A 10861-nucleotide genomic window follows, 5' to 3' on the forward strand; every position below is an offset into this window, starting at 1 on the left:
ATTTCTTTAATTATAACTGAAATGAAACAGCTTACGCAACTATTTACTTCCAAAAAGAATCATAAACAGTAATTGGCAGATGTCGTTTGTGTTCTGTCTTTAAATACCAATTTTCAATTTTATCACTAATTTCTTTTGAAACTACCTTTCCTTCAAGATAATCATCAATATTATCGTAAGTAACTCCTAAGGCAACTTCATCAGGTAGCGCTGGACGGTCTTCTTCCAAATCGGCTGTTGGTACTTTTAAATACAGATGTTCCGGCGCATTTAACGAAGCTAACATCTCTCTACCTTGGCGCTTATTCAAACGCCAAAGTGGTGTAATATCAGCACCTCCGTCACCATATTTAGTATAAAATCCAGTAATTGCTTCTGCAGCATGGTCAGTTCCCACAACCGCACCTGACTTTGCCCCGGCAATCCCATATTGAGCAATCATGCGCTGACGAGCTTTGATATTACCTTTATTAAAATCAGAAATTTCAAGATTGTTTGCCATTAAGCTTATTACCATTTCATCGGTAGCACCTTTAATGTCTACACGAACCACTTGATCTGCCTGCATAAATTTTATAGCATCTAATGCATCAGATTCATCGGATTGATTGCCGTATGGTAGTCGAACTGCAATAAATTGATAATTGCTATCACCGGTTTCTTCACGTAACTCACGAATAGCCTGTTGTGCTAAATACCCAGCAAGTGTTGAATCTTGTCCACCAGAAATTCCTAAAACTAAAGATTTTAAAAATGGATGTTTCAATAAATAAGCTTTCATAAAATCAATACTCATACGAATTTCTTCTGCAATATTTACACTTGATTTCACTTTCAAAGTTTCAATAATTTTCTTTTGTAAGTCAGTCAAGATTAACACCCCTTATTTAATATTATTCATATTATTTCTAATTTTTTGGATGATAGCCATCTTATTATCATAAGCTTTTTGTGATAAATCGACAGGGTAATCTTGTGGATTTAATTCACGTTTATATTCTTCCCATAACCCATCTAACTGAATTCTTGAATACTCTCTAATAGCATCCAATTCTGGCTGATTATAAACCAGTTCACCTTCAACAAATATATCTTGTAAAATTGGTCGTGCATTATAGTTAGTTACCAACTTATTAATATAGGTATACTGCTGATGGAACATATAAAGTGAGTCTTGTTTCTGAGGTTCCTCATCCGATAGTGCAATGTAATCTCCTTCAGTTTTACCATCAACTTTATTAGTAATACGCCATACTTGTTTCTTACCTGGTGTTGATACTTTTTCTGCATTATTACTGAGTTTAATTGTATCAACCATTTTACCATCGCCACCTTCAATGGCTACTAATTTATAAACTGCACCTAAGGCGGGTTGATCATAGGCAGTTATTAGTTTAGTTCCAACGCCCCAGACGTCAATTTTAGCTCCTTGCATTTTTAAATTAGTAATTGTTTTTTCATCTAAGTCATTTGAGGCATAAATTTTAGCTTCTGTAAATCCAGCTTCATCTAATTGTTCACGAACGCGTTTCGAAATGTAAGCCATATCCCCACTATCAATTCGTACGCCGGCAAAATTAATCTTATCACCTAACTCTTTAGCAACTTTAATTGCACTTGGCACACCACTTTTTAACGTATCGTATGTATCAACTAAAAAGACACAATCACGATGCGTTGTTCCGTAAGCCATAAAAGCATCATAGTCATCTCTGTATGCTTGAACTAATGAATGCGCATGCGTTCCACTGATAGGAATACCAAATATTTTACCTGCTCGGACATTACTAGTTGCATCAAATCCACCAATATAAGCTGCACGTGTTCCCCAAATAGCTGCATCAAATTCTTGTGCTCGTCTTGTACCAAATTCTAACACACCATCATCTCCGGCTACAGCTTTGATACGAGCTGATTTTGTTGCAATCAATGTTTGATAATTAATGATGTTAAGTAATGCCGTTTCTACTAATTGACAGTCTGCTAAAGGACCTTCTATTTGGACAATGGGTTCGCCGTTAAAAACAACTTCCCCTTCAACAGCTGACCTGATTGTGCCACGAAAATGAAAATCTTTTAAATAGGCAAGAAAATCATCTGGATATCCTGCCACTTCTCTTAAATACGCAATGTCTGTCTCTGAAAATTTTAAATTTTGAATATAATTAATAGCTCGTTCTAAGCCTGCAAAAATCGCATAGCCATTAGAAAATGGTAAATTTCTGAAGAAAACTTCAAATACAGCATTTTGATTATGAATATTTTTTTCCCAGTAAGTTTGGATCATATTAATCTGATAAACGTCCGTATGTAACGTATAGCTATCATCTGGGTAATTTTTTACCATGATGTTTCTCCTTTAAAATGAATGCACTACTAGAATTTTTTCCAGCACACAAATTATAATCTACATTTTACCATTTTTTCCGTAATCCGTCATATTCAATACTTATTTTAAATTTATCTTCTGTTATAATGAGACAAAGTTTAAAAAGTGAGGACATATTATGCCAAATAAATTTAAAAAAACAAAAATATTAGATATCGAATTTATTAATACAACTAATGACGCTTTTTTAACTCAGATAGCGACTGATTCGATAGCTCATCTAAATCGATTTATCGTGACAGCCAACCCAGAAATTGTTCTATTTGCACGACAACACCCAGATTATAAAAAGATTCTTAACCAAGCTGACTACGTTACACCAGATGGTATTGGTATTATCAAAGGCGCAGCAATTTTAGGGACTCCAATGCCCGAACGAATCACTGGCTATGATACTTTAATGAGCCTGCTTAAATGGGCTAATAGTCATCAAAAATCAATATACCTAGTTGGTGCAGCCGAAACGGTCATCCAAAAAGTTGCCAAAACGATTAAGTCTGATTATCCAAACATTAATTTAGTCGGATTTCATAATGGTTATTTCAAAAATGATCAGGATATTGTAAGTAACATTAAAATATCTCAGCCTGATTTTGTTTTTGTTGCAACAGGTTTTCCAAATCAGGAGGAATTTATTCAGCGTAATCGCCAAGTGTCTGATAGTATCTGGATGGGTGTTGGTGGTAGTTTCGACGTTCTAGCGGGTACTGTGAATCGTGCGCCACAATTTTGGCAAAATCATCATATTGAGTGGCTTTATCGTTTATTCCAAGAACCGACTCGTTTTATTCGAATGCTAGCTATTCCACGTTACTTATTACTAATATACAAAGAAAAATTTAGAGGACATAAAAAAAAGAACTAAGAAATTAAAAATTTCTTAGTTCTTTTTTACATATTGTTATATTACCAAACGAAAACGCCAACCATACCCGCTGATAATAATGAAACTAGAATACCAGATAATAGCATGTAACCAACGTTTCTTGCGATAACATCATTTTTTTCTTTATCCACAATTCCTTTGAAACAACCAATAATCATTCCAATTGTTGAAAAGTTTGCAAACGATGTAACAAAAACAGTTAAAACAGCTTTGTAATGAGGTGCAAATGAGTTAATCGTACTTGATACTTGTCCCATAACAACAAATTCATTTGTTACTAATTTTGTACCCATGTAACGTGCTAATTCGAAAGCATCTGAAGGATTGAATCCCATTAACCAAGCAAATGGGAACATAATAATACCTAAAATATTTTCAAGTGATAAATTTGGATTAACTAATCCAAGAATATTATCAATCAAGGCTGCTAAAGCAACGAAAGCAATAACATTTGCTGCAATAATCAAGACTAACTTACCAGCACCCAAAATTGAATCACCCAAGAAAGCGAAAAAGGGTTCTCTTTTATTATCTGATTCAGAAGTTTCTAAATCATTTGAGTTACTACCTGTCATTTCAGCAATAGTATCTTCTTCTTCTGTTACTTCAACTGGATTTAAAATACTTGTTATAATAATAGCATTAATAATATTAATTGGAACAGCTGTTAAGATATATTGACCTGGCATCATTGTTGTATAAGCACCAATGATTGAAGCCGTCACACAGCTCATTGACATCATTGCCAAAGTTAAGTTCCGTTCTGATTTCATTAGTTTCAACTGAAGGCTTGAAACAGCTAATGCTTCAGTATTTCCCAAAAACATCATTTCTACTGAGAAAAATGATTCAAATTTTGGTTGGCCTGTAATTTTTGATAACCCACGGCCAATCCACTTAATAATAAATGGAAGAACGCCAATGTACGTTAAAATATCAAACAATGGCACAATCATAATAACTGGTAATAGAACACTCATGAAAAATCCCATATCAGTTACTTTAGGCATAGCGGGTACCATAAATTGAATACCTTGATATGCGGCCTGCATTAGCCAATTAAACCCATTAGCCGCGCCTTCTACAAGATCACGTCCTAATGAGAATTTTGTTAAGAACCAAGCTAAAAATAAATTAATAACGACCATAATTGCGATTGATTTCCAATTGACTTCTCTCTTTTTCTTGGAAAACGCAAATGCAACTAAAATAAAAATGGCAACACCGAAAATATTAACTAATAAATACATATCTTAAAACCCCTTCAGATAATTTATTTTTTGCTCTTAAATAATATAGCGTTATCTCAAATTGATGTCAATCGAACAGATTTCTCAAAAAAAAAATTACTCTATCTCATCCATTGATATGGTTGAAAGAGAGCAATTAATAATTTCTTAAACTTTATTTTTCTAGATAAAATTCAAAGCGATTCCCTACATATTGTGTCCGAACATATTCAAAAGGTTCACCATTTTTCAAAAAGCTAACTTGACGAAGCCTCAAAATCGCTTCACCACGCTTGATTGATAGATAATCCGCTATGCTTTCAGCAGCTGACATAGCAGACACTGTCTGTTGTGCCCCTCCCAATGTTAAATTGGCTTTTTCTTCCAATGTTCGATATAAAGAGCTCGTAATTTCAGTTTTACTATAACCCTCAACTAATTTATTAGGAACCGTAGCAACTTCAAAACAAATCGGTAAACCATCAGCATAACGAATTCGTTCCATTCGTAAGACTAGTTCGCCATCGATCAATTGTAACTTTTCAATTTCACTTAATGAAGGCGTTGTAACATGATAAGTGATCGTCTTACTTGAAGCCACTTTTCCCTGTTCAGCCATTAGGTCAGTAAAACTAGTCACACCTGACATCTTTTCTTGAACCTTCTTACGAGCAACGTAGGTTCCATCACCAACATGACGTTCTAGAATACCTTCATCTACCAAGGTTTGAATTGCCTGTCTAAGCGTCATTCTGCTGACACCAAATACAACAGCAAGTTCACGTTCAGCCGGAATACGATTGCCAACTTCCCATTCACCAGATTCAATTGTTTTTTTCATTTCATTATGAATTTGAATATATATGGGAGATCCCATTAACAATTACCTTCCTAACCTTTTATTAAAATTTACGTCCAAAGCTATATGTGCTTTCTAGTTGCATGTTAGCATCAAATAAGTTCATATCAGCATCTTTTCCGATTTCAATAGCACCTTTTGATGTTAAATTGAATTCCCTAGCTTGATTGACAGAACTCATCAATACAGCTTCTTCGATACCACAACCAGTAAATTTCATAATATTTTTAAATGCATCTTGATATTGTAAAACAGAGCCTGCTAAATTACCAGATTCTAATCTTGCTTGTTTGTCTTTAACAATAACTTTTTGCCCGCCAAGTTCGCTTAAGCCTTCAGGCATTCCTTTAGCACGCATCGAGTCAGTAATTAATTCAATACGTTTAGGTCCTTTTAAATCATAGGCTAGTTTAATCATATCTGGCACAATATGAAAACCATCAGCAATAATTTCTGTATAAATATTATCCTCTAAAAATGCATGTCCAGTTACACCTGGTTCACGATGCTTAAATTCGCGTTGTGCATTGTATAAATGAGTGACATGACTTGCTCGAGAATGTTTCATTTCTTCGCGAGTAGCGTTACTATGGCCCACTGAAGGTACGATACCATTCTTGATACAATACTCTTCAAATTCAGGTGACGTTTTATGTTCCGGTGCATAAGTCACTAATTTGATCATATGTCCTGATAATTCATTCCATTTATCAAATAACTTTGTATCAGGTGCCTCAATATATTTTTCAGGCTGTGCGCCTTTAAAAACAGGAGAAATAAATGGTCCTTCAAGATGAATTCCTTGAATAACAGGGTTCACTTCAGCGGCTTTTTTGATACCAACCATAGCATTAGCAATATTTTCATGTGATTGGGTCATTGTCGTTGCGAAATAAGTCGTAACACCTTCGTGAATCATATCGGTAACCATTTCATTAATTTGTTTAGAATCACCATCCATAGCATCAAAACTATATCCACCATGGCTGTGAACGTCAATAAATCCAGGAACAATAATTTTCCCTTCTACATCTCTAACCTCATCAGAGGCTAAAGCTTTGTATTCGCTCATTGGCCCCATTGCACTAATTTGTTTATCAAATCGAATATATGCATCTTCAATTTTTTCTGAACCCGTGTAGATAACTGCATGTTTTAAAACAATACTCATCTTATCCGCCATCCCTTCAATTTATAAACTTAGTATAATCGGTATAGACCAAAAAAACAAGGTCATATCAAATTTAGTTTTTGTCTTTAGCCACAGTTGCATCAACTGCTTTAATAATAGAATTCATAAATCCAGCCTCTTCCATTGCAAGCAATCCAGCAATAGTTGTGCCACCCGGAGATGAAACCTCATCAATTAATTTCCATGGCACTTCATCAGTAGCTAAGACCTTTTTTGCACTGCCTAGTACAGCTTGAGCAGCAATCTTAGTTGCTTTATCTTTTGGTAAGCCATATTTAACGCCTGCACGTGCAAGCGTATCAATAAATAAGTAAATAAATGCTGGTGAGCTACCAGCAAGAGCAACAAACGTGCTAAAATCGCGTTCAGCAATCTCCATCGTTTCACCAATAGTATCAAATAAATCAGTACCTTGTTTCATTTGTTTATCTGTCAAAATATCATTACCGACTAACGCAGTCATACTTTCGGAAACCGTTGCGTTAACATTTGGCATTGTTCTTAAAATACCAACTGAATGATTATCTAATTCTAATTCAATTTCAGAGATTGAAACACCTGATACAATAGAAATTAGCATAGGTTTGTATTCCTTCACTGACTCTTTAATTTCTGCTAAAACCATACCTAAGACAATTGGTTTAACAGCAAGAAAAACAACGTCAGCCTCACTAACCACCTGAGCATTGCTACCTAACGCTGTAAAGCCATTAGCTTCAGCATAAGGTACATAGCTGGACTCTCTTGCACTGTGTACCAAAATTTCTTTTGGCGCGATAAATTCTGCTTCTACTAAACCTTCAATAATTGCTCGAGCCATATTACCAGCTCCAATAAATCCAATTTTCATAGTTTCCTCATTTCAATTATTATATTTAATTACTATCTCCATCATACCGCAAAAAAAAATAAAATAACAAATAAAACAAAAAAGCAGATACCTAAGTATCTGCTTTTAGCTAGTTGGGTTAGATGGATTCGAACCATCGCATGACAGGATCAAAACCTGTTGCCTTACCGCTTGGCTATAACCCAATATTATAAAATAATGGTGGAAGAGAGTGGATTCGAACCACCGAACCCGAAGGAGCGGATTTACAGTCCGCCGCGTTTAGCCTCTTCGCTACTCTTCCATATCAGCTTTATCCGACTTAACTATCATACAAATAAATGGATTAAAAATCAAGCTTTTTTTTCAATTATTTTAAATTAATTATTTGTAACGTAAATTTCCACTCATCGAAGAACGTATTTTTCGTCCATTCGTTATATTTTTTCCGCCCATATCCCACTGGCTTCGTATAATACGTCGTTTCATTAATTTGAATAGGATCATGTTTGATATGGAGGTGCCCAAATAAAACTTTTTCTACTTTATAGTATTCTAACAGATCTCCCATCTTTTGACTACCTAACATGCCGTTTGCAACGTTCCAGAAACGATTATCATTATTAATTTTAATATACAATTCATTAGGTACAAAATGAGTCATAAATATTATTTTTTTATTTAATTGTTTCGCATCACTCAATAATTTTTCAGTTTGTCTTAAACTTAATTTAAATCTCTCGACATCTGGCATTGGTTGAACAATTTTACGATCGATCCAATAGTTTGTTTTCCAATGTAGCATTTCTTTATCAGACCGTTTTAGCTGTTTTGAGTAACTGTAATCGTACCATCCATTATTACCTATAATACGCCATTCAGTGCCGGAGATATCCAAATATTGATTATGGAGATAAGAATCATTCACTACACTTTCTAGCTCATCAAATGTTATATTTTTAACCATGTCATGGTTACCTGCAATAAATAAGACAACAATTTTATTATTTAACTTTCTTTTCAGTCTAATAATATAATCAATCGTTTTATTAAAATCATTAAATAAATCTCCTGTAATAAGATAATACTCAATATTTTTCGCTAATAGATAATTTACTTGTTCATCAATAATTATATCCACATCAACTTTATTAATATCAAAGTGATTATCACTACTAGTTGCAATAATTGTCATGTTTCCCTCCAAAAAAAGATATGTTAATTAAAATTAACATATCTTTCATTAAAAATCTATTTAATTAACGCCTTCCATTAATTTATGAATTCTTGGAATAAAGAAACTCAACATAATACCAAAGGCAACAGTAATTCCACCAACTACAGCAAAGTACATTGATTCAGTAGCGGGTGTGTATAACCGAACAATTTGTGAATTCAATGCTTGAGCAACAGCATCACTCAAGAACCAAACACTCATCATTTGAGATTGAAAACTTTTTGGTGCAAGTTTAGTAGTAATTGATAAGCCAACTGGAGAAACCAAAACTTCACCAAGCATAACCATCATCCAACTTGCAACTAACCATAATGGGCCAACTTTAGTATCTGTTCCAAAAAGAACACCAGGGAGCATCATCCAAAGGAAAGATGCTCCAGCAAATACTAGACCAATTGAAAATTTAGCTGGAGAACTAGGTTGTTTCGATCCTAATTTAACCCATAACCAAGCAAATATTGGAACATAGATTAATATGAATAACGGATTCATACTTTGAAAGAAACTAGCTGGGAAAGTGAACCCAAAAGCACTTAACTGCGTTCTAGTTGACGCAAACATTGCTAAAACAACTGAACCTTGTTCTTCAATTGACCAGAATAAGATACTGGCAATAAATAACGGAATATACGCTGTAAGTCTTGATCGTTCAATTTTTGTTGTTTTCTTACTTGTTAACATCATTGTAAAGTAATAGACAGGGATGATAACTGCAAGAATTGTGATTAAAAGAATGACATTCGTAATATTTAATGATTTAAATAGGAACATGATAACTAAAATTAAAGCTAAAGCTATAACACCGATTGAAGATTTTTTAAGAATAGTTGATAATTCGTTAGGTTGAATAGGGTCATTAGGATATAAACTATCTTTTGTTAAATATTTTCTTCCGTCAAAGTAATATTGAACTAAGCCGAAAAACATCCCAATAGCTGCTAATGAGAATCCAACGTGGTAATTATATTCTTGACCAACCCATCCAACTAGCAACGGTGCAATCAAAGCACCAATATTAATCCCAGATACAAAGATACTGAAACCAGAATCACGTCTTGGATCCTTACTATTGTATAATCCACCAACCATTTCAGAAACATTAGGTTTTAACAACCCTGTTCCCAATACGATTAACGCGATAGATATGAATAAAGCAACTGATTTAAAGGGTGTTGCAAGAACAATATGTCCTAGCATTATTAGTATTCCACCAATAAACACTGTTTTTCTACTACCCCAAAGGCGATCACTAACGAAACCTCCAATGACACCTGATAAATAAATTAATGATCCATAAATGGACATAATTGACATGGCTGTAGCTTGATTATAACCAAGCCCATCCACTTCTGAAATCATATAGTATAAAAGAATTGCTCGCATTCCGTAATAACTGAATCGCTCCCACATTTCTGTAAAAAATAGTGTTGATAATCCTCTAGGATGACCAAAAAAGGCCGTATCTTTATTTTTCATGGACTTCCTCCGATATAAATCTAGTATATGTATTTTAATGCATTACACATTATACAATGTATATATATCAATAGTCAAATCAAATTTTTACTTATATCTCATCATTTACTACTTGTTTTATCATTTAACGTCTTTCTAATATGTGAAAAATTTTATATCCATTATTAAGTAATAGTGTAACAAAAAATGCTCTATAGTATCTGCTATTTTTGCTAGAACAATCTATCAAGTGACTAAGTATTTTATCCGGTTCATTTTAGAAGCACGCGAAAACGTTAAAGTAATCGTTACTTATATAAACTATACGTATCCCAAGTTTACGAGAACTTTGTTATTCCCGAACGCCATAGTTGTTTACGATCAATTTCACATTTACAATGCACTTATGCATGCATTTAATAAAACTTGAATTCAATTTTTTAAAAAAATTGTTTACTCATTTTAATTTAACATGAAGACTATGTGAAAAACGCTATTAACTATCCTTATTCTAATAGCCTACTTGAAGGAAGGGACTAACAATAAATTGAAAATTATTAAACGTAATGCCTACGGATTTAGTGATTTTAGGAACCGTGTTTCCTTTGTAATGAGAAATAAAACTATAAAAAAAGGTGTTGTCACTTTGTGACAACACCTTTTTTTATATTCAGCAACGGTCGTAAAATTTTATTGTTTTATTTTTAATAGCATGGCAACGTCCTACCCTCGCAGGGGGCGACCCCCAACTACTCTTGGCGCTAAGAAGCTTAACTTCTGTGTTC

Annotated in this window: 11 protein-coding genes and 2 tRNA genes; 3 read left to right on the forward strand and 10 right to left on the reverse strand. The window is 33.9% G+C overall.

Annotation, left to right across the window (positions count from 1 at the left end; all coding sequences use genetic code 11):
* Window positions 1-43 precede the first annotated feature (43 nt).
* Window positions 44-871: an ammonia-dependent NAD(+) synthetase gene (gene nadE / locus AC1RPQ_RS06940; RefSeq protein ID WP_481761872.1), complete on the reverse strand. Its 828-nt coding sequence runs from the start codon at window positions 869-871 to the stop codon at window positions 44-46.
* A gap of 12 nt (window positions 872-883) precedes the next feature.
* Entirely contained in the window at window positions 884-2347 is a 1464-nt protein-coding gene (locus tag AC1RPQ_RS06945; protein ID WP_481761871.1) for a nicotinate phosphoribosyltransferase, read from the reverse strand.
* A 160-nt stretch (window positions 2348-2507) separates the two neighbouring features.
* On the opposite strand from AC1RPQ_RS06945, the gene AC1RPQ_RS06950 reads away from it, so the two are divergent.
* Window positions 2508-3254, forward strand: coding sequence for a WecB/TagA/CpsF family glycosyltransferase (locus AC1RPQ_RS06950; protein WP_481761870.1), 747 nt, complete (start codon window positions 2508-2510; stop codon window positions 3252-3254).
* Window positions 3255-3295: 41 nt separating this feature from the next.
* Here the strand turns inward: AC1RPQ_RS06950 and AC1RPQ_RS06955 are convergent, their stop codons facing one another.
* From AC1RPQ_RS06955 to AC1RPQ_RS06990, 8 genes are all read right to left on the reverse strand, one after another.
* Entirely contained in the window at window positions 3296-4525 is a 1230-nt protein-coding gene (locus AC1RPQ_RS06955; RefSeq protein ID WP_481761869.1) for a NupC/NupG family nucleoside CNT transporter, read from the reverse strand.
* Window positions 4526-4679: 154 nt separating this feature from the next.
* Complete coding sequence (locus AC1RPQ_RS06960) at window positions 4680-5381, reverse strand: GntR family transcriptional regulator (protein ID WP_481761868.1); 702 nt, start codon at window positions 5379-5381, stop codon at window positions 4680-4682.
* Between the two features lie 25 nt (window positions 5382-5406).
* Window positions 5407-6534: an N-acetylglucosamine-6-phosphate deacetylase gene (gene nagA, locus AC1RPQ_RS06965; protein ID WP_481761914.1), complete on the reverse strand. Its 1128-nt coding sequence runs from the start codon at window positions 6532-6534 to the stop codon at window positions 5407-5409.
* 73 nt (window positions 6535-6607) lie between these two features.
* Window positions 6608-7405: a pyrroline-5-carboxylate reductase gene (proC, locus tag AC1RPQ_RS06970; protein WP_481761867.1), complete on the reverse strand. Its 798-nt coding sequence runs from the start codon at window positions 7403-7405 to the stop codon at window positions 6608-6610.
* Window positions 7406-7518: 113 nt separating this feature from the next.
* A tRNA-Gln gene (locus AC1RPQ_RS06975) sits at window positions 7519-7590 on the reverse strand.
* Between the two features lie 14 nt (window positions 7591-7604).
* Window positions 7605-7688, reverse strand: a tRNA-Tyr gene (locus AC1RPQ_RS06980).
* A 66-nt stretch (window positions 7689-7754) separates the two neighbouring features.
* On the reverse strand, window positions 7755-8579 hold the full coding sequence (locus AC1RPQ_RS06985; protein WP_481761866.1) for a metallophosphoesterase: 825 nt from the start codon (window positions 8577-8579) through the stop codon (window positions 7755-7757).
* A 60-nt stretch (window positions 8580-8639) separates the two neighbouring features.
* On the reverse strand, window positions 8640-10097 hold the full coding sequence (locus AC1RPQ_RS06990; protein WP_481761865.1) for a peptide MFS transporter: 1458 nt from the start codon (window positions 10095-10097) through the stop codon (window positions 8640-8642).
* A 193-nt stretch (window positions 10098-10290) separates the two neighbouring features.
* On the opposite strand from AC1RPQ_RS06990, the gene AC1RPQ_RS06995 reads away from it, so the two are divergent.
* Window positions 10291-10506: a transposase gene (locus AC1RPQ_RS06995; RefSeq protein ID WP_481761913.1), complete on the forward strand. Its 216-nt coding sequence runs from the start codon at window positions 10291-10293 to the stop codon at window positions 10504-10506.
* Between the two features lie 117 nt (window positions 10507-10623).
* Complete coding sequence (locus AC1RPQ_RS07000) at window positions 10624-10728, forward strand: hypothetical protein (RefSeq protein WP_481762193.1); 105 nt, start codon at window positions 10624-10626, stop codon at window positions 10726-10728.
* The last annotated feature ends 133 nt before the right edge of the window (window positions 10729-10861 follow it).

This window comes from Dellaglioa sp. CoH-57-MRSF-21 (assembly GCF_056781915.1).

Bases quoted from the DNA above. Each gene is read 5' to 3' on its own strand.
- AC1RPQ_RS06990 (WP_481761865.1), bottom strand. From the start codon at position 10,097: ATGAAAAATAAAGATACGGCCTTTTTTGGTCATCCTAGAGGATTATCA.
- AC1RPQ_RS06950 (WP_481761870.1), top strand. From the start codon at position 2,508: ATGCCAAATAAATTTAAAAAAACAAAAATATTAGATATCGAATTTATT.
- AC1RPQ_RS06960 (WP_481761868.1), bottom strand. From the start codon at position 5,381: ATGGGATCTCCCATATATATTCAAATTCATAATGAAATGAAAAAAACA.
- AC1RPQ_RS06985 (WP_481761866.1), bottom strand. From the start codon at position 8,579: ATGACAATTATTGCAACTAGTAGTGATAATCACTTTGATATTAATAAA.
- nagA (WP_481761914.1), bottom strand. From the start codon at position 6,534: ATGAGTATTGTTTTAAAACATGCAGTTATCTACACGGGTTCAGAAAAA.
- AC1RPQ_RS06945 (WP_481761871.1), bottom strand. From the start codon at position 2,347: ATGGTAAAAAATTACCCAGATGATAGCTATACGTTACATACGGACGTT.
- AC1RPQ_RS06955 (WP_481761869.1), bottom strand. From the start codon at position 4,525: ATGTATTTATTAGTTAATATTTTCGGTGTTGCCATTTTTATTTTAGTT.
- proC (WP_481761867.1), bottom strand. From the start codon at position 7,405: ATGAAAATTGGATTTATTGGAGCTGGTAATATGGCTCGAGCAATTATT.